The sequence below is a fragment of the Thioalkalivibrio sp. ALE21 genome, assembly GCF_003208255.1.
GTDB lineage: Bacteria > Pseudomonadota > Gammaproteobacteria > Ectothiorhodospirales > Ectothiorhodospiraceae > Thioalkalivibrio > Thioalkalivibrio halophilus.
This window is the reverse complement of record NZ_QKMA01000017.1, coordinates 22452-39388: the sequence shown is the minus strand read 5'-3', so window position 1 is coordinate 39388 and position 16937 is coordinate 22452. Positions and strand designations below refer to the sequence as shown.

Below are 16937 nucleotides of genomic sequence, written 5' to 3'. Positions count from 1 at the left end.
TCAGTTCATCGACGGCATCGAGCAGACCGAACCGACCAACGACGAGGAATCCTCCATCACCGACCGGAGCGCCGCCTGAACCAGCGATCACTCATACACCAGACTTGACCATAACTCGGCGGCGCCCTCCGGCGTCACTCCTTTCCGACCAACGGTGAACGAACGCATGACCGATCAGAAGGACTCCACCAGCGAGATCTCGGCGAAAGAAGGCATGGGCCTGTTCGAGCGCTACCTGAGCGTGTGGGTGGCGCTGTGCATCGTGGCGGGCGTCGCGCTGGGGCAGTTCTTCCCCGCGGTGCCGGAGACGCTGTCGCAATGGGAGTACGCGCAGGTCTCGATCCCGGTGGCCATCCTGATCTGGGCGATGATCTACCCGATGATGGTGCAGATCGACTTCTCGGCCATCCTGGGCGTGCGCCGGGAGCCGAAAGGGCTGGCCATCACCACCTCGGTGAACTGGCTGATCAAGCCGTTCACCATGTTCGCGATCGCCTGGTTCTTCTTCATGGTGGTCTACGCCGCCTGGATCCCGGAGGACCTCGGCCGCGAGTACCTGGCCGGGGCGATCCTGCTGGGGGCCGCGCCGTGTACCGCCATGGTCTTCGTCTGGAGTTACCTGACTCGCGGCGATGCGGCCTACACCCTGGTGCAGGTGGCGGTGAACGACATCATCCTGCTGTTCGCCTTCGCGCCCATCGTGGTCCTGCTGCTGGGAATCTCCGATATCTACGTACCGTGGGACACGGTCGCGCTGTCGGTGCTGCTGTATATCGTGATCCCGTTCGCCGCCGGCTATCTGTCGCGCATCTGGCTGATCCGCAGAAAGGGCATCGAGTGGTTCGACAACGTTTTCATGAAACGGATCGGCCCGGTCACGCCCATCGGGTTGCTGGTGACGCTGGTCCTGCTGTTCGCGTTCCAGGGCGAGCGCATCCTGGCGAATCCGGGGCATATCGCTCTGATCGCCGTTCCGCTGATCATCCAGACCTTCCTGGTGTTCTACATTGCGTATTACTGGGCGAAGGCGTGGCGTGTGCGCCACGCGGTGGCGGCCCCCGGTGCGATGATCGGCGCCAGTAACTTCTTCGAGCTGGCCGTGGCGGCCGCGATCGCGATGTTCGGCCTGCAGTCCGGTGCGGCGCTGGTGACGGTCGTTGGCGTGCTGGTGGAGGTGCCGCTGATGCTGGCGCTGGTGCGCATCGCGAATCGCACGCGCCACTGGTTCCCGACCAACAACGAGGCGCCGGGCACGTGACCTCCGTGTCCCTCAGTGACGCGGCGCGCGACTGGCTCGCCGGCCGGAGTGCCGAGATGACGCTGCGGCTGTCCGCCCGCCACGGCTGCTGCGGTGGCCAGGCGGGCGTGCCGGTGGCCGAGCCGGGCGCGCCGCGCTCAAAGGACGGGTACGCAAGGACGCAGATCGAGGGCATCCACGTGTACGTGGCCGAAGACATGGGCCCGGGTCCGTACCGGGTCGGCCTCGAGGGCTTCTTCCGCTGGCGGCGTCTGGTGGTGGAAGGCGAGATGGGCCAGGCGCAGGAGTAGACGATGTTCGAGCATATTCTCGTGGCGGCGGATTTTTCTCCGGCGTGGACCCGGCTGGAGAGCCAGCTGGAACGCTTGCGGGCACTGGGGTGCCGGCGCCTGACGCTGGCCCATGTGCTGGTCGAGGGCTATACCCGGGCTCCCGAGTCGGGTCACGCCGGGCATTACGAACAGCGGCTGGAAGAGCTGGCCGCGCACTTGCGCGAGCAGGGGTTCGAGACCGATACCGCAGTGCGTGTCGGGGCCGTGGCGCCCGAGCTGGAGCGGCTGGCGGCCGAACGTGGTGCCGGGGTGATCCTGGCCGGAACGCATGGCCACAGTACGCTGCGCGACCTGTTTCTCGGGAGCACCGTGCGGGATCTGGTCCGGCGTGCCCGGCGCCCGCTGCTGCTGGCGCCGGTCCACAGCGAGGTGGCGCCGGGCACCGAGCCGGTCTGCCGGCCGTTGCTGGCCACCGATGGTTCGAACGCGGCCCGAACCGCGGAAGAGGTCTTCGTGCAGCTGCTGCCGGCGTGTGGGCGTGGCGTGGTGGTCTCCGTCGGCCGCTGGGAGGGCGACCCCTCGCGCGAGGAGGAGCACCGTGAAATCGCGGCCCATGTTCGGGAACTGGCGGAAAGAGGCGGGGAGGATGCATTCGATACCGTACTGCCCGGTCAGGGCCGGCCCTCCGTCGAGATCGGCCGGATCGCCGAGGAGCGGGGCGCGGATCTGGTGATCGTCGGCAAGCGGGGCCGCAACCCGGTCGCGGACCTGCTGCTCGGGAGTACCGCCGAGGCGGTCTGTCGCCATGCGCGGCGTCTGACCCTGCTGGTGCCTGCCCGCGCTGATACGAACTGAGAACGGACAACCTGCTGCAGAACCCGGAGTGAGCCATGAGTGAAGTACAGCGCAGCCTGACGGTCCCGGAGCTGGAACAGGCCTTCATGAACGACGATCACCACGAGGCCGCCCGTTTGCTGGAAGCCGTGGGGCGGGCCCGGGAGGAGGGCGACGACAACGCCGTGCGGGAGGCGTTCGCGGCCTTCGTCGAGTTCAATCGCGAGCACTTCGCGCGCGAGGACGAGCTGATGGAGCGGGTCGGTTTTCCGCAGAAGGACTACCACCGGCAGGAACATGCGGCCCATCTGGCGCGCTGGGAAGCCCTGCTGGCGGGGCTGGAGGACGGGTCGATGCTGGGCGCGGATCTGGTCTCGGCGCTGGATGACGAGATCATCCCCTGGTACCAGCGCCATTTCACCACCATGGATGCCCTGCTGGCGCGGTTCGCCGAGCGTGCCGCGGGGGGGTAGTCCCTGCCGGCGGGAATCCGCTGAACGAAGCTGGAACGAAAAAGGGCCGGCACACGCAGTGCCGGCCCTTTTCTCTGGTCTGGTGCCGACGGAGGGAATTGAACCCCCGACCTATCGATTACGAATCGATTGCTCTACCTGCTGAGCTACGTCGGCTGAGCACGACATCATAGCGAAGCGGGGCTTCGCCAACAATGCCCGGGCGGGCAACGGGCCGTAACCCGGGTGAGGGCCCGCTTTCGGGGATCAGCTGTCGCCGGACTTCTGTCCGGACCCGACCCGGACGATGACGTCCACCCTCAGCACGTCGGTACCTTCGGGCAGCGGCGGCAGGTCGTTCACCTGTACCTGGGCCGGTTCCACGTCCTCGAGCTGGCCGCTGTCCACGTGGAACAGGTGGTGGTGCGGGGCGCGGTTGGAGTCGTAGAAGACCCGCGACGGGTCGACGATCACTTCGCGCACGAGGCCCTTCTCGGCGAACAGCTTGAGAGCGTTGTACACCGTGGCCTTGGACACGCGCGACTCCTGGCGCGTGAGCTGCGCGAGGATGTGGTCGGCACTGAGGTGCTGGTTGCGGGCGAACAGCACTCGGACGATCTCGATTCGCTGTTCGGTCGGCGAGATGCGGTAATCGCGCAGCAGGGCGCGCGCGTCGTCGATTCCCAGCAGATCGGGTTGGGGGGTTCGGGAAATCATGCTTCCAACATATAACAGTGAATTGGACAGAGTCCAGTTCTGTTTTGGGAAGAAGGCATACGCCGACTCGGCGCGGCAAGCTGATAGAATGCCGCCGACAGAACGAAGCCGGGAACGAGCAAGGGATGGAGCGGGTGATGGGAATCGAACCCACGTTCTCAGCTTGGGAAGCTGATGTTCTACCATTGAACTACACCCGCCTGGCCACGAATTGTATGCGCGTACGCGCCCCGGCTCAATGCCCGAATCACCAACGGTATGTCCCATGCAGATCAAGTTGAACGGAGAAACCTGCGAAATCCCTGCGGATCAGGAGCCGCCGACAGTGGCGGACCTGATTCAACAGCGCGGCTTTGCCGGCCGGCGACTGGCCGTGGAGGTGAACGAGACCCTGGTGCCCCGCAGCGAGCACGCCGAGCGGCGGTTGCAGGAGGGTGATCGGGTCGAGGTCGTTCAGGCGATCGGCGGTGGCTGATATTCTTGCCCGCAGTCGTATCCGCATCCGCACCCGCAACCGTTAACCGAGGAGCATGCATGAGCCAGATGGCCGCCGGATCCGCCGACGATCCGTTTCACGTCGGCGAGCGCCGTTTCGAGTCCCGCCTGCTGGTGGGCACGGGCAAGTACCGCGATCTGGAGCAGACCCGCGAGGCGATCGAGGGCAGCGGTGCCGAGATCGTGACCGTGGCCATCCGCCGCACCAACATTGGCCAGAACCCCGACGAGCCGAACCTGCTGGACGTGGTTCCGCCGGATCGCTACACCCTGCTGCCGAATACCGCCGGCTGCTATTCCGCGGAAGACGCGGTGCGCACCTGCCGGCTGGCGCGCGAGCTGCTCGACGGGCACAACCTGGTCAAGCTGGAGGTGCTGGGCGACGAGAAGACCCTGTACCCGGACGTGTTCGAGACGGTGAAGGCCGCCGAGACCCTAGTTAACGACGGCTTCGAGGTGATGGTGTACACCACCGACGATCCGCTGCTGGCGAAACGTCTGGAGGATATCGGCTGCCGCGCGATCATGCCGCTGGCCGCGCCGATCGGCTCGGGTCTGGGGATCCAGAACCGCTACAACATCCGCGAGATCGTGGAAAACGCGTCGGTACCGGTGCTGGTGGACGCGGGTGTGGGCACGGCGTCGGATGCGGCCATCGCGATGGAGCTGGGCTGCGACGGCGTGCTGATGAACACCGCCATAGCCGCGGCCGACGATCCGGTGCGCATGGCCCGTGCTATGCGTCACGCGATCGTGGCGGGCCGCGAGGCCTGGCGCGCCGGACGCATGCCGGCACGGCGCTATGCCTCGGCCTCCTCGCCGGAGACCGGACTGTTCTTCGCCGGCTCATGACGGCCCCGCACGAATCGCACGACAACCGGCCCGCTGACAGGGACGGGGGGCGCCCGGCGCACCATCGCCGGGTTCGCTCGTTCGTGCGCCGCGAGGGGCGTCTGACCACGGGTCAGCAGCGCGCACTGGATGAGCTCTGGCCGCGCTTCGGCCTGGATCCGGCGCCCGACGCCGGGATGCTGGATCTGGCGGCGGTTTTCGGCCGCGAGGCGCCGGTGACCCTGGAGATCGGCTTTGGCGACGGCGACAGCCTGGCCGAACAGGCCGCGGCGGCGCCGGATCGCGACTTCATCGGTACCGAGGTGCATCGCCCCGGAGTGGGGCACCTGCTGGGCGAAATCGAGCGTCGGGGGCTGACCAACCTGCGGGTCTCCGACCGCGACGCGGTGGAGCTGCTGGAGGCGCATTTCGCGCCAGCCAGTCTGGACACCGTGCAGGTGTATTTCCCCGACCCCTGGCACAAGAAGCGCCATCACAAGCGCCGCCTGATCCAGCCCGGGTTCGTGCGCGCGCTGGCGGGCTGGATCCGGCCGGGCGGCTGGCTGCACCTGGCCACCGACTGGGCGGATTACGCCGAACACATGCAGGAGGTGATGGCCGGGGCGACCGAATGGTTCGCGCCGGATGGCCCGGTGCCGCGTCCGGAACGCCCGGCCTGGCGCCCCGAGACCAAATTCGAGCGCCGCGGGCTGCAGCGCGGGCATGCGGTGGCGGATCTGGTCTACCGGCGCACCGAGGCCCCCGCCCCGGCGGAGTGAGGCGGCGGCTCAGCCCTTCTTCTTGACCACCAGGACCGGGCAGCGCGCCTGACCCACGACGCGTTCGGAGACCGAGCCCATCAGCAGCCGCTTGAGCCCGGTGCGGCCGTGGCTGCCCAGTACGATCAGGTCGCGATGCTGGCGCTCCGCGATCTCGATCAGGGTGACCTCCGGGCGACCTTCCTCGAACAGCGCGTCGGTTTCCACGCCCGCTTCGCGGGCCTCGCCCTGCAGCCGCTGGATCGCGTCCACGCCCTCCTGGCGCCGGGCCTCGCTCTGTCCGGGTACGGCGACCGAGGCCACGGTCAGCGGCAGGCTGCAGTGCTGCGCGAGCTCCACGGCCGCACGCGCGGCCTTGTCGCCCAGTTCGGAACCGTCGGTCCCCACCAGCAGGCCCTGGCGCGGGGCTTCGGTGTCGCGCGGGACGACCATCACGTTGCACGGTGCGAGGCCAATCACCTTGGCGGTGGCGTCGCCCACCATCAGGCGGGCCATTTCGCCGCGGGTGCGCCGGCCGATCACGATCAGGTCGGCTTCGTGCTCTTCCGCCACACTGACGATCTCCTGATGCCGGTCGACTCCGTGGCGCAGGATGGCCGAGACCTCCAGGCCGGCTTCTCGGGCACGCTTCTCGAGCGCGTCCAGGTCGCCCTGGGCGGACACGCTGGCATCGTGGCTGCGTCGCGGAGAGAGGGCGTCGTGCTGGGTGTCGGTCGGGATGATGCGCACGATCCGCAGACGTGCCCCGCAGCGGCCGGCGAGCTCCAGGGCCACGTTCTCGGCGGCGGTGCTGTATTCCGAGCCGTCGGTGGCGACGACGATGGTGCGAAACTGGGGCTGGTTGCCGGTGGACGCCGCTTCGGCCATGGCGGTTTCTCCTTCTCGATTGATTTTCCCAGCATACCGGAGGGGACGCGGCCTGCGCACGCCTTCGGCTCGGGCGCGTTTTTGCGTCCGGCCCGCCGGGATGGAATAATCGCGCGCTTTCAATGGGTGTTGTCTGCGGAGTTCTGCCCGGCCTGCGTGGCCCGGTGCTCTGCGCGGTGTCGTGACCGGGCGACGCACCCGTGCTTCCCGTGCCGGCGGACTGATTCCGCCGGCCTTGCTCCTTCAGGACTGGCGGTTCATGGAAAATCTGACGCTGACCACCGAAATGATCGTGGTGCTGGGCCTGCTCGCCTTCACCATCTTCCTGTTCGTCTCCGAGATCGTGCGGGTCGATCTGGCCGCGATCCTGGTGATGGTTCTGATCGGGCTGCTCCCGCTGGTGTTCGGCGTGGTGCCGCTGCTGCCCGAGCTGGGCGAGCTGGTGGCGCAGGACGAGCTGTTCAGCGGATTTGCCTCCAATGCGGTGATCTCGATCATCGCGGTGATGATCATCGGTGCGGGGCTGGACAAGACCGGCGTGATGCACAAGGTCGCCAGTTTCATCATGCGCGTGGGCGGCACCGGGGAGAAACGCATCATCCCCACGGTGTCCGGCACGGTCGGCGTGATCTCCAGTTTCATGCAGAACATCGGTGCGGCGGCGCTGTTCATGCCGGTGATGAGCCGCATCTCCAGCCGTCTGGGTATCCCGCTGTCGCGCCTGCTGATGCCGATGGGCTTCGCCGCGATCGTGGGTGGAACCATCACCCTGGTCGGTTCCAGCCCGTTGATCCTGCTGAACGACCTGCTGCCGGACGACATGGAGCGTTTCGAGCTGTTCGATGTCACGCCCATCGGCCTGGCCCTGCTGGCCACGGTGATCGTCTATTTCGTGCTGCTGGGGCGTTACGTGCTGCCGTCGGTAGGGGCTCAGCCCACCGCGACCGAGGGCACCCGGGACTACTTCCAGCGGGTCTACGGCCTGTCCTACGAGATCCACGAAGTGCGGGTGGCGGATGACGACCCGCTGGTGGGGCGGACCGTGGCCGATGTCGAGCGCGAAACCGGCGTGGCGATCGTGGGCTCGCATGCGCGCGACGAGATGCGCATCGCCCCCTGGACCGGTTACGAGATCCAGGCCAATTCGCGCCTGGCGGTGCTGGCCAGCCCGCGGCGCATGGAAGAGCTGAGCCAGAACCTGAAGTTCCGGCCCTCCACCGACCTGGACGTGTTTGCCAGCGCCCTGGACTCCTCCCAGTCCGGGATCGCCGAGGTCGCGATCTCGCCGGGGTCCAACCTGGCCGGCAAGACGGTGACCGAAGTCGCCATGCGCCAGACCTACGGCCTGTCGGTGATGCGCATGCAGCGTGGCGGAGAGGTCTACCGTGAGGGGCTGCGCGACATCCCGCTGGAGCCGGGCGACATCCTGGTGGTCCACACCAACTGGACTTCACTGGCGCGTCTGGAGAAGGACCGCGACTTCGTCGTGATCACCTCGGACTACCCGCGCGAGGAGCTGCGCCCGAGCAAGGTTCCGCACGCGCTGACCTTCCTTGTGGTGGCGGTGTCGCTGATCCTGTTCACCGATCTGCAGCTGTCGGTCGCCCTGCTCACCGGGGCCATGGGCATGATCCTGACCGGCGTGCTGAGCCTGGACGACGCCTACAACGCCATCAGCTGGAAGACCGTGTTCCTGCTGGCCTCGCTGATACCTCTGGGCATGGCGGTGGAGAATACCGGGACCGCTGCCTGGATCGCCCAGAACACCCTGGACATGCTGGGAACCGTGCCACCCTGGGTGTTGCAGGCCACGATCTTCGCGCTGGCCACGTTCTTTACCCTGGTCATGTCCAATGTGGGGGCGACCGTGCTGCTGGTGCCGCTGGCGATCAGTTTCGCCACCGCGGCCCAGGCCGCGGGCATGGACGCGGACCCGCGCGTGTTCGCCATCACCGTGGCCATCGCCACCTCCAACTCGTTCCTGATCCCGACCCACCAGGTGAACGCCCTGATCATGGGCCCCGGCGGCTACCGGGTGAAGGACTACATGAAGGCCGGCAGCATCATGACGATCCTGTTCGGCGTGGTGGCCATGTTCATGATCAATCTGGTCTTCTGACCCCGATTTGCTGACGTTTGTAACGCTTGATTGCGTAAGGAGAGACTCTCATGTCCCAGAAACATCCCGTGATCGCCGTCACCGGTTCTTCGGGTGCCGGCACCTCCACCGTGAAGCGCTCGTTCGAGTCGATCTTCCGCCGTGAGCAGATCAACCCCGTGGTGATCGAGGGCGACAGCTTCCATCGCTATGACCGCAAGGCGATGAAGGAAGCCATGCAGAAGGCGGCCGACGAGGGGAACCCGCACTTCTCCCACTTCGGCCCCGAGGCCAACCTGTTCGACCGCATCGAGGATCTGTTCAAGACCTACGGCGAGACCGGCCAGGGCGAGAAGCGCTACTACCTGCATTCCGACGAGGAAGCCGAGCAACACAACCAGCGTCTCGGCACCAACCTCGGTCCGGGCGAGTTCACCCCGTGGGAAGAGATCGAGCCGGGTTCCGACCTGATGTTCTACGAAGGCCTGCACGGGCTGGTGGCGGACGGCAACATCGATGCCTCGCAGCATGTCGATCTGGGCATCGGCGTGGTGCCGATCGTAAACCTCGAGTGGATCCAGAAGATCTTCCGCGACAACCTCGAGCGCGGTTACTCTGCCGAGGCGACCGTGGACACGATCCTGCGGCGCATGCCGGATTACGTGAACTACATCACCCCGCAGTTCTCGCGTACCGACATCAACTTCCAGCGCGTGCCGACGGTGGATACCTCCAACCCGTTCATCGCCCGCGACATCCCCACCCCGGACGAGAGCATGGTGGTGATCCGCTTCAGCGATCCCAAGAAGTTCGGCGTGGACTTCCCCTACCTGCTGAACATGATCCCGGACTCGTTCATGTCCCGGCGCAACACCATCGTGGTGCCCGGCGGCAAGATGGCTCTGGCCATGGAGGTCATCCTCGCCCCGATCATCCACGACATGCTGGCGCGTCGCGGCTGATCGCGAGTGCATGGCGCGGGCTGCGGGCCCGTTGCAGGGGCCGCGACCTTCGGGGCGCGGCCCTTTTTGTTGCTGCGGATCGCACGGAGCCGGGGCGCCCTTTTTCAATGCCCCGGCGGTTTCGGATAGGATTGCTCGCCTGTTCCCGAAATAACGGAGTCGCCGTGTTCGGAATATTCGGCCCGCGCCCGGCCCGCCAGATGGAGCGTTTCCGTGCCCGCTACACCGGGCGTTCACTGGTCGTTCACCAGGGCTTTTCCGGTGACTGGCTGGAGGAGCTGCTCAAGCAGCCCGGAGGAGGCGGGCATTTCCGCATCGACAGCCGGCGCCTGCCGGCCGGCCAGCGGCCGACTCCGGTGGAATGGCTGGTGCAGACCCATATCCTGCCGCTGGACCTGCCGCAGCCGCTGTTCCTGGACATTCGCGAGGACGTGGTGCTGGCGCGGCATCTGGTGCGTGGCGAACATGTGGTCCATCCCTCGGAGATCGCCTGGTTCCTGGAGGAGCTGGACGAGCGTCATCATGCACGTCTGGAGTTTGTCGGGAACGAAGACATGCGGGCGGAGGTCGGTATTCCGGTCGAGGACAACGAGGCCCTCAGCATGCTGGAGCATCTCGGACTATGAGCGCGACCGAACCTTTCCTCTGTGCCAGTGCCACAGGCGACGAGCCCCGGACACTGGCCGCCGAACTCGCCGGTCAGCTTGGCGAGCTGTCGCCGGCCCCGGACGGCCGCGTGCGCGTGGGTTTCATCTGCATCTCCGACGAGATCGCGCGTAACGCCCGGCTGCTGCTGCGCGAGCTGCGCAAGAAGGCCCCCATCGATCACTTCGTCGGCGGCATGGGGATCGCGGTCATGGGCCGCGAGCACGAGTATTACGACGATCCCGCCGTCACCCTGATGGTCGGGGAGTTGCCGGCGGACTCCGTGCGCCTGATCCGGCATCCGGTGCGCTCCTTCGATGAACTGACCCGGGCCCTTGAGGGCTTTGTCGATCCGGCCACGCCGGCGCGACTGATTCTCAACGCCGATCCGCGCCTGGAAGACGTCGAGGGGATCCTGACCCGTATCGGCGAAGAGACCGCATGGTTCGCGACCGGCGGGATCAACTCCGGCGCGGACGACGCGGTCCAGATCGCCGATGGCGTGATGAGCTCGGGCATCACCGGCCTCGTGCTGCGCGACGACGTGCCGCTGGTGGCCCGCCACACCCAGGGCTGCACGCCGCTGCCCGGGCAGCACGAACTGACCGAGACCTGGCGCAACATCATCGTCCGCCTTAATGGCGAACCGGCACTGCCGGCGTTCCGGCGGATCATCGGCGACGTGCTTTCGCGCGATCTGAAGCGGGCCCTGGGGTACATCCAGATCGGGTTCCCCATCCCCGGATCGGATACCGGGGACTATCGCGTGCGCAATATCACCGGCGTCGATATGGACCAGGAGCTACTGGCCGTGGGCGAGACCCTGGAGCAGGGGTCACGGGTGCTGTTCGTGCGCCGCGACGGCCAGTCGGCGCACGAGGACCTGGAGCGCATGCTGCAGCAGATCCGTGAGCAGTGCCCGGAAGGGATCCGCGGGGCGATCTACGTGTCCTGTCTGGGGCGCGGACGGCATCAGTTCGTGCACGCGGACGTCGAGCTGGGCACCGTGCAGCGGGCCCTGGGGGGCGTGCCGCTGGTGGGCTTCTTCGCCAACGGTGAAATCTTTTCCAACCGTCTGTACGCCTATACAGGCGTGCTGACACTGTTTACTTGAATCCGTCGCAGGGGGATGGTCATGGAATACCGCAAGCTGGGACGCACCGGCATCGACGTGAGCCTGATCGGCCTGGGCACCATGACCTGGGGCGAGCAGAACACCGAGGCTGAAGCCTTCGAGCAGCTGGACTATGCGCTGGAGCGCGGCATCAACCTGATTGACGCGGCGGAGATGTACCCGGTGCCGCCGCGGGCCGAGACCCAGGGGCTGACCGAGCGCTACATCGGCAACTGGCTGCGCTCGCGCGGCTGCCGCGACCGCGTGGTGCTGGCCTCCAAGGTCGCCGGGCCGGGCATGGACTATCTGCGCGGCGGCACGCAGCTGACCCGCGAGCACGTCGAACAGGCGGTGGATGCCAGCCTCGAACGCCTGCAGACCGACTGCATCGACCTCTATCAGGTGCACTGGCCGGCGCGCTCGACCAATTTCTTCGGCAAGCTGGGCTACGTCCACGATCCGGACGACCGGGCCACGCCGATCGAGGAGACCGCCGCCGCGCTGAAGGACGTGGTCGCCAGCGGGCGGGTGCGCTACATCGGCATCTCCAACGAGACGCCCTGGGGTTTCATGGAATGGCTGCGCCAGCACGAGCGCGGGCTGGCCGAGCGCATCGTTTCCATCCAGAACCCCTACAGCCTGCTGAACCGCAGCTTCGAGGCCGGTCTCGCCGAGATGGCGATCCGCGAGGATGCGGGCCTGCTGGCCTACTCCCCGCTGGCCTTCGGCATGCTCTCCGGCAAGTACCGCGAGGGGCGCAAGCCCGAGGGGGCGCGGCTGACGCTGTACGAGCGCTTCCAGCGCTACAGCAACCCGCAGGCGCTGGCGTCCACCGAGGAATACGCCCGGCTGGCCGAGAGCCATGGCCTGACGCCGACCCAGCTGGCGCTGGCCTTCGTCAACCGGCAGCCGTTCGTGACCAGCAACCTGATCGGTGCGACCACCATGGAACAGCTGCGCGAGAACATCGACTCGGTGAACGTGGCCCTGTCCGACGAGATCCTGCAGGCCATCGAGGACATCCACGCCCGCTACACCTACCCCAGCCCATAGCCCGGGGGCCGGCGGCGTGGAACTGTTCGACACCCACGTCCATCTCGATCTGGATCCGTTCGATCCGGACCGCCCGGCGGTGCTGGATCGCGCCCGCGCCGCCGGGGTCACGCAGATGGTCCTGCCCGGCGTGACCCGTGACCGCTGGGCGGACATGGATGCCCTGGCTCGCCGCGAGCCGGGGCTGTATGTGGCCCGCGGCCTGCATCCGGTGTTTCTCGAACAGCACGCCGACGCGGATCTGGACGCCCTGGACGCCGCCCTGGATGCCGATCCACAGGCGGTGGCGGTGGGCGAGACCGGGCTTGATGGCTTCGTGGCGGAGCTCGACTTCGATACCCAGTGGCGGTTCTACACCGCGCAGCTGGCCATCGCGCATAACCACGACCTGCCGGTGATCCTGCACTGCCGGCGCGCGGTGGACGCGATTCTCAAGGGGCTGCGCCAGCACCCGGGCGTGACCGCCATCCTGCACAGCTTCTCCGGCAGCGAACAGCAGGCGCGACAGGCGGTGGATCGGGGCTGCGTGCTGGGGTTCGGCGGGCCGGTGACCTTCGATCGTGCGCGGCGCCTGCAGCGGATCGTGCGCGACCTGCCGGAGGAAGCCCTGGTGCTGGAGACCGACGCCCCGGACCAGCCGCTGGCCGGGCATCGCGGCGAGCGCAACGAACCGGCGATGATCGCCGGGGTCAACGCGGCCGTGGCGCGTTTGCGCAACACGGACCCCGTCAGTACCGCTATACTCACAACCCGGAATGCACGCCGGGTTTTCCGGCTGGATACGGTCCGGACCAATGAGCGGCACTGACGAACTGCCACACGACGCCTATACCGAACGCACCGATCTCCTGCTGGGGGCGGATGTCACTGCCGGCCTGCGCGACCGGCATGTCTTCATTGCCGGGCTGGGCGGGGTTGGCAGCTATGCCGCGGAGGCCGTCGCCCGTGCCGGGGTCGGCCGCATGACCCTGGTCGACCACGATGTGGTCGCGCCGTCCAATCTCAATCGCCAGCTGGTGGCCCTGCGCTCCACGGTGCAGCATCCCAAGACCGACGTGATGGCCGAACGCATCCGCGACATCGATCCGGGGATCGCGGTGACCGTGCGGCGCGAATTCCTCAACCCGGACACGGTCGCGGAGCTGATCCCGGAGGATGCCGATTACGTGCTGGACGCGATCGATTCCATCGCCTGCAAGGCGGCGCTGGTGGCCGGCGCGCAGGCCCGCGGGGTGCGGGTGATCTCGGCCATGGGGGCCGGCGGCCGTATCGACCCGCGCGCGGTGCGCGTGGGGCCGCTGGACGGCACCCGGGTGTGCCCGCTGGCGCGGCAGATGCGCAAGCGCCTGCGCCGGCTGGATGCGCGGCTGGATTATCCGGTGGTGTTCTCCATCGAGAACCCGAGCAAGGGCACCGAGCACCGGCCGGTGGACGGGCCGCTGGGCGGGCGGCCGCGCTCGGTGAACGGCACCATCTCCTATTTGCCGGCGCTGTTCGGCCTGACCGCAGCCGGCGAGGTGATCCGCAGTCTGATCGACCGCTGAGCCTGTCCCGTTCGCCTGCAAGCAGGCTCCCACCTTTCTGGTTGCATCACCCCGTCGCCCCATCAATCCATCTGTGGGAGCGTGCTCGCACGCGAACCCTCGGGGTCGGGGCGCTCAGCCCTTGCGCCGCTTGCGGCTTTCCTCGGCGTGCTTGAGCACCAGGGCGAGGTTCTGTTTTTCCACCTCGGTCACCTGCGGATCCTGGTTCACGGCCTGGCGCAGGTGCCCGATCAGCTGATCCAGTTCCTCGCGGCTGATCTGCTGGAAGTTGAAGCCGCCGCCGTAACGGGATTCCAGTTCGTCCCAGTAGTCGGCCAGCGGCGGGCGGTAGTCGTCGGTCATGCGTGTCTCCCGGTCGGCCCGGCGTGAATGTGGGCCGCAGTGTAGCCCTTTGCCCGGCGTCTGTCGGCCCGCCGGCGACCGGCGAGTTTCCCTCGGGCGGCGGGTTGCGGTGTAATGGCGCCCCCGAACCGGACTGTCTGCGAGCCGCATGCCGATTACCGCCATCTATCCCGGGACCTTCGATCCCGTTACTCACGGGCACACCGACATCGTGCGTCGCGGCGCCTGCCTGTTCGACCGGGTGGTGGTGGCGGTGGCCGCGAACCCCGGCAAGAGCCCGGCGTTCCCGCTGGAGACCCGCGTGGAACAGACCCGCGAGGCGCTGAAGGACGTTCCGCGGGTGGAGGTGATCGGGTTCGACTCCCTGCTGGCCCATTTCGTGCGCGAACAGCAGGCCACGGTGATCCTGCGCGGCCTGCGTGCGGTTTCCGACTTCGAGCACGAATTCCAGCTGGCCGCGATGAACCGCCAGCTGGCGCCGGAGGTCGAAACTCTGTTCCTGACACCCGCCGAGGAATACAGCTTTGTCTCGTCCAGTCTGGTACGGGAAATCGCGCGCCTGGGCGGCGATGTCTCAAAATTCGTGAGCCCCGGGGTGGCGCGCATGCTGGCCCGGGATCCCGGGGTGGCCGACTGACCGCTCGCACCCCTTCCTGGCCCGAGGAGGAAAAGCCATGGCCCTGATGATCACCGACGAATGCATCAATTGTGACGTCTGCGAACCCGAGTGCCCGAACGAGGCCATCTACCCGGGCGACGAGATCTACGAGATCGATCCCAACCTGTGCACCGAGTGCGTGGGGCATTACGACGAGCCGCAGTGCCAGCAGGTCTGCCCGGTGGACTGCATCCCCCTGGATCCGGATCACAAGGAGACCCGCGAGCAGCTGATGACGAAATACGAAGCCCTGATGGCGGCGAAGTAGCCGGGGCGGCCCGTTATGCGTCGCCATCTCCTGTCAGCCGCCGCGCTACTCGGCCTGCTCGCGGCCCCGCTGGCTGCCCCGGTCGTTGCCGGGCCCGCGGACACGCCCGGCGAACACGCCGTCGTCACCGCCCACCCCGAGGCCACCGCGGCCGGCGAGGCGATCCTCGCTGACGGCGGCAATGCGTTCGACGCAGCGGTGGCGATCACTGCGGCGCTGGGCGTGGCGGAGCCCTACGGCTCCGGGCTCGGCGGCGGGGGCTTCTTTCTGCTGCACGAGGCGCACAGCGACCGCACGCTGATGCTGGATGCGCGCGAGACCGCGCCCGCCGCGGCCGATCGCGACATGTACCTGGACGAGGACGGCGAGGTCATCGACGGGCTGTCGCTGGACGGGGTGCTGGCGGCGGGTATCCCGGGGATGCCGGCGGGGATGGATCATCTGGCGACGGAATACGGTGCACTGTCGCTGGAGCGCAGCCTGGCCCCGGCGATCCGCCTGGCGGAGGAAGGCGTGACCGTCGGGCCGCGTTATCAGCAGATGGCCGAGTTCCGGCATCAGGCGCTGCGCGACGGCGCCGATGCCGCAGGGATCTTCCTGCGCGATGGCGGGCCGCCGGAGGCCGGCACGGAGCTGGTGCAGCCGGATCTGGCCGGCACCCTGCGGCGCCTCGCCGCCGAGGGCCGCGACGGCTTCTACACCGGCGAGCTGGCGCAGACCCTGGTGGAGGGCGTGCGCGAGGCCGGAGGGATCTGGAGCACCGAGGACCTCGCGGGTTATGAGGTGGTGGAGCGCGAACCGGTGCGCCTGGAGTGGAACGGCACCGAGATCGTGACCGCCGCGCCGCCGTCCTCCGGGGGTGTGGCCATCGGCCAGATCCTCAACATCCTGTCCTTCCACGATCTGGACGCGATGGAGGAGGACGCCCGCATCCACCTGATCCTGGAGGCGATGCGCCGGGCCTACCGTGACCGCGCCGAGTACCTGGGCGATCCGGATCATGTCGACATGCCGCTGCAGCGGCTGCTGTCACGCGACTACGCGGCCGGCCTGCGCGCCGGTATCCACCCCGACCAGGCGACCCCCAGCGACAGCCTGCCGCCGGTGGTGGAGCCGGAGAACCGTCCCGGGACCGATGGCGCGGCGGAGAGCCCGCAGACCACGCATTTCTCGGTGATGGATGCCGAGGGCAACCGCGTGGCCGCGACCCTGACGCTGAACTACCCGTTCGGCTCCGGCTACGTGGTCCCGGGGACCGGCGTCCTGCTGAACAACGAGATGGATGACTTCTCCGCCAAGCCGGGCGAGCCCAACGCCTACGGCCTGATCGGCTTCGAGGCCAATGCCATCGCCCCGCAGCGGCGGCCGCTGTCGTCCATGAGCCCCACCTTCGTGGACACGGGCGATCGCGTGGCCATCCTCGGCACGCCCGGGGGCAGCCGCATCATCACCATGGTGCTGCACGGCATCCTCGGTGTGGTCGACGGTCAGTCGATCGACGAGGTGGTGGAGGCCCCGCGCTGGCACCACCAGTACCTGCCCGACCGGGTCGAATTCGAGACCGGGGCCTTCGACACCGAGCTGCGCGGCAAGCTGGTGCAGCGCGGCCATCGCCTGACCCCGCAGGTGCGCCCGTTCGGCGACATGCAGGCGGTGCTGTGGGAGCGCGAGGCCGGACGGCTGGAGGCGGCTTCGGATCCGCGCGGCGAGGGCGAGGCGCGCGTCTTCGGCCGCTGAGCCGCTGAGCC

At 67.7% G+C, this 16937-nt stretch carries 20 protein-coding genes and 2 tRNA genes; 17 read left to right on the top strand and 5 right to left on the bottom strand.

Annotated elements, in window-relative coordinates:
* Positions 1–166: 166 nt before the first annotated feature.
* The 4 genes from arsB to D893_RS11745 are packed head-to-tail and all read left to right on the top strand — an operon-like array spanning position 167 to position 2837.
* A complete protein-coding gene (arsB, locus tag D893_RS11760) occupies positions 167–1258 on the top strand; it encodes an ACR3 family arsenite efflux transporter (RefSeq protein ID WP_110619886.1) in 1092 nt (363 codons plus the stop codon).
* Positions 1255–1548 (top strand): CC/Se motif family (seleno)protein, encoded by a 294-nt coding sequence (locus D893_RS11755; RefSeq protein WP_110619885.1) that lies wholly within the window; start codon positions 1255–1257, stop codon positions 1546–1548. Before arsB ends, D893_RS11755 begins: the two co-directional genes overlap by 4 nt.
* A gap of 3 nt (positions 1549–1551) precedes the next feature.
* Positions 1552–2385: a universal stress protein gene (locus tag D893_RS11750; protein ID WP_110619884.1), complete on the top strand. Its 834-nt coding sequence runs from the start codon at positions 1552–1554 to the stop codon at positions 2383–2385.
* A gap of 35 nt (positions 2386–2420) precedes the next feature.
* The gene (locus tag D893_RS11745; RefSeq protein ID WP_018947133.1) at positions 2421–2837 is read left to right on the top strand and encodes a hemerythrin family protein; all 417 of its coding nucleotides are present in this window, start codon (positions 2421–2423) and stop codon (positions 2835–2837) included.
* Positions 2838–2917: 80 nt separating this feature from the next.
* Here the strand turns inward: D893_RS11745 and D893_RS11740 are convergent.
* From D893_RS11740 to D893_RS11730, 3 genes are all read right to left on the bottom strand, one after another.
* Positions 2918–2993: transfer RNA gene (locus D893_RS11740), tRNA-Thr, on the bottom strand.
* Between the two features lie 90 nt (positions 2994–3083).
* Positions 3084–3533, bottom strand: coding sequence for a transcriptional repressor (locus D893_RS11735; RefSeq protein ID WP_110619883.1), 450 nt, complete (start codon positions 3531–3533; stop codon positions 3084–3086).
* A gap of 126 nt (positions 3534–3659) precedes the next feature.
* Positions 3660–3733: transfer RNA gene (locus tag D893_RS11730), tRNA-Gly, on the bottom strand.
* 65 nt (positions 3734–3798) lie between these two features.
* Between D893_RS11730 and thiS the strand changes: the two genes are divergently transcribed.
* The 3 genes from thiS to trmB are packed head-to-tail and all read left to right on the top strand — an operon-like array spanning position 3799 to position 5638.
* Positions 3799–4008 carry a sulfur carrier protein ThiS gene (gene thiS, locus D893_RS11725; protein ID WP_018947131.1) on the top strand — a complete coding sequence of 70 codons (210 nt, stop codon included), beginning with the start codon at positions 3799–3801 and terminating at the stop codon, positions 4006–4008.
* Between the two features lie 59 nt (positions 4009–4067).
* The gene (locus D893_RS11720; protein ID WP_024329597.1) at positions 4068–4880 is read left to right on the top strand and encodes a thiazole synthase; all 813 of its coding nucleotides are present in this window, start codon (positions 4068–4070) and stop codon (positions 4878–4880) included.
* The gene (gene trmB, locus D893_RS11715; RefSeq protein WP_024329596.1) at positions 4877–5638 is read left to right on the top strand and encodes a tRNA (guanosine(46)-N7)-methyltransferase TrmB; all 762 of its coding nucleotides are present in this window, start codon (positions 4877–4879) and stop codon (positions 5636–5638) included. The genes D893_RS11720 and trmB overlap by 4 nt, the downstream gene beginning before the upstream one ends.
* Positions 5639–5647: 9 nt before the next feature.
* Here trmB and D893_RS11710 read toward each other — a convergent pair whose 3' ends face one another.
* A complete protein-coding gene (locus D893_RS11710; RefSeq protein WP_077243582.1) occupies positions 5648–6505 on the bottom strand; it encodes a universal stress protein in 858 nt (285 codons plus the stop codon).
* Positions 6506–6764: 259 nt separating this feature from the next.
* Between D893_RS11710 and D893_RS11705 the strand changes: the two genes are divergently transcribed.
* The 7 genes from D893_RS11705 to D893_RS11675 all read left to right on the top strand — a co-directional run bounded on the left by D893_RS11705 (position 6765) and on the right by D893_RS11675 (position 13921).
* Entirely contained in the window at positions 6765–8624 is a 1860-nt protein-coding gene (locus tag D893_RS11705; RefSeq protein ID WP_110619882.1) for an SLC13 family permease, read from the top strand.
* A gap of 50 nt (positions 8625–8674) precedes the next feature.
* Positions 8675–9565 (top strand): phosphoribulokinase, encoded by an 891-nt coding sequence (locus D893_RS11700; protein ID WP_019589872.1) that lies wholly within the window; start codon positions 8675–8677, stop codon positions 9563–9565.
* A gap of 164 nt (positions 9566–9729) precedes the next feature.
* Positions 9730–10191, top strand: coding sequence for a hypothetical protein (locus tag D893_RS11695; RefSeq protein WP_077243580.1), 462 nt, complete (start codon positions 9730–9732; stop codon positions 10189–10191).
* Positions 10188–11324: an FIST C-terminal domain-containing protein gene (locus D893_RS11690; protein ID WP_018947125.1), complete on the top strand. Its 1137-nt coding sequence runs from the start codon at positions 10188–10190 to the stop codon at positions 11322–11324. Before D893_RS11695 ends, D893_RS11690 begins: the two co-directional genes overlap by 4 nt.
* Positions 11325–11345: 21 nt before the next feature.
* Entirely contained in the window at positions 11346–12377 is a 1032-nt protein-coding gene (locus D893_RS11685) for an NADP(H)-dependent aldo-keto reductase (protein WP_019590540.1), read from the top strand.
* Positions 12378–12393: 16 nt separating this feature from the next.
* Positions 12394–13185, top strand: a complete 792-nt coding sequence (locus D893_RS11680) for a TatD family hydrolase (protein ID WP_077243579.1) — start codon at positions 12394–12396, stop codon at positions 13183–13185.
* Positions 13172–13921 (top strand): tRNA threonylcarbamoyladenosine dehydratase, encoded by a 750-nt coding sequence (locus tag D893_RS11675; RefSeq protein ID WP_018947122.1) that lies wholly within the window; start codon positions 13172–13174, stop codon positions 13919–13921. The genes D893_RS11680 and D893_RS11675 overlap by 14 nt, the downstream gene beginning before the upstream one ends.
* A 114-nt stretch (positions 13922–14035) precedes the next feature.
* Here the strand turns inward: D893_RS11675 and D893_RS11670 are convergent, their stop codons facing one another.
* Entirely contained in the window at positions 14036–14263 is a 228-nt protein-coding gene (locus D893_RS11670; RefSeq protein WP_018947121.1) for a hypothetical protein, read from the bottom strand.
* A 148-nt stretch (positions 14264–14411) separates the two neighbouring features.
* On the opposite strand from D893_RS11670, the gene coaD reads away from it, so the two are divergent.
* Genes coaD through ggt form a run of 3 tightly spaced genes read left to right on the top strand, consistent with a single transcriptional unit; the run spans position 14412 to position 16926 of the window.
* Positions 14412–14900: a pantetheine-phosphate adenylyltransferase gene (coaD, locus tag D893_RS11665; RefSeq protein WP_018869035.1), complete on the top strand. Its 489-nt coding sequence runs from the start codon at positions 14412–14414 to the stop codon at positions 14898–14900.
* A gap of 37 nt (positions 14901–14937) precedes the next feature.
* Complete coding sequence (locus D893_RS11660) at positions 14938–15189, top strand: YfhL family 4Fe-4S dicluster ferredoxin (RefSeq protein ID WP_018869036.1); 252 nt, start codon at positions 14938–14940, stop codon at positions 15187–15189.
* Positions 15190–15204: 15 nt separating this feature from the next.
* Positions 15205–16926, top strand: coding sequence for a gamma-glutamyltransferase (ggt, locus tag D893_RS11655; RefSeq protein WP_110619881.1), 1722 nt, complete (start codon positions 15205–15207; stop codon positions 16924–16926).
* The last annotated feature ends 11 nt before the right edge of the window (positions 16927–16937 follow it).

What these genes read in the sequence shown, in the direction of transcription:
- D893_RS11690 (WP_018947125.1), top strand. Translation starts at nt 10,188, where the DNA reads ATGAGCGCGACCGAACCTTTCCTCTGTGCCAGTGCCACAGGCGACGAG.
- thiS (WP_018947131.1), top strand. Translation starts at nt 3,799, where the DNA reads ATGCAGATCAAGTTGAACGGAGAAACCTGCGAAATCCCTGCGGATCAG.
- D893_RS11660 (WP_018869036.1), top strand. Translation starts at nt 14,938, where the DNA reads ATGGCCCTGATGATCACCGACGAATGCATCAATTGTGACGTCTGCGAA.
- coaD (WP_018869035.1), top strand. Translation starts at nt 14,412, where the DNA reads ATGCCGATTACCGCCATCTATCCCGGGACCTTCGATCCCGTTACTCAC.
- D893_RS11705 (WP_110619882.1), top strand. Translation starts at nt 6,765, where the DNA reads ATGGAAAATCTGACGCTGACCACCGAAATGATCGTGGTGCTGGGCCTG.
- D893_RS11720 (WP_024329597.1), top strand. Translation starts at nt 4,068, where the DNA reads ATGAGCCAGATGGCCGCCGGATCCGCCGACGATCCGTTTCACGTCGGC.
- D893_RS11750 (WP_110619884.1), top strand. Translation starts at nt 1,552, where the DNA reads ATGTTCGAGCATATTCTCGTGGCGGCGGATTTTTCTCCGGCGTGGACC.
- ggt (WP_110619881.1), top strand. Translation starts at nt 15,205, where the DNA reads ATGCGTCGCCATCTCCTGTCAGCCGCCGCGCTACTCGGCCTGCTCGCG.
- D893_RS11685 (WP_019590540.1), top strand. Translation starts at nt 11,346, where the DNA reads ATGGAATACCGCAAGCTGGGACGCACCGGCATCGACGTGAGCCTGATC.
- D893_RS11675 (WP_018947122.1), top strand. Translation starts at nt 13,172, where the DNA reads ATGAGCGGCACTGACGAACTGCCACACGACGCCTATACCGAACGCACC.
- D893_RS11670 (WP_018947121.1), bottom strand. Translation starts at nt 14,263, where the DNA reads ATGACCGACGACTACCGCCCGCCGCTGGCCGACTACTGGGACGAACTG.
- D893_RS11710 (WP_077243582.1), bottom strand. Translation starts at nt 6,505, where the DNA reads ATGGCCGAAGCGGCGTCCACCGGCAACCAGCCCCAGTTTCGCACCATC.
- trmB (WP_024329596.1), top strand. Translation starts at nt 4,877, where the DNA reads ATGACGGCCCCGCACGAATCGCACGACAACCGGCCCGCTGACAGGGAC.
- D893_RS11745 (WP_018947133.1), top strand. Translation starts at nt 2,421, where the DNA reads ATGAGTGAAGTACAGCGCAGCCTGACGGTCCCGGAGCTGGAACAGGCC.
- arsB (WP_110619886.1), top strand. Translation starts at nt 167, where the DNA reads ATGACCGATCAGAAGGACTCCACCAGCGAGATCTCGGCGAAAGAAGGC.
- D893_RS11735 (WP_110619883.1), bottom strand. Translation starts at nt 3,533, where the DNA reads ATGATTTCCCGAACCCCCCAACCCGATCTGCTGGGAATCGACGACGCG.
- D893_RS11700 (WP_019589872.1), top strand. Translation starts at nt 8,675, where the DNA reads ATGTCCCAGAAACATCCCGTGATCGCCGTCACCGGTTCTTCGGGTGCC.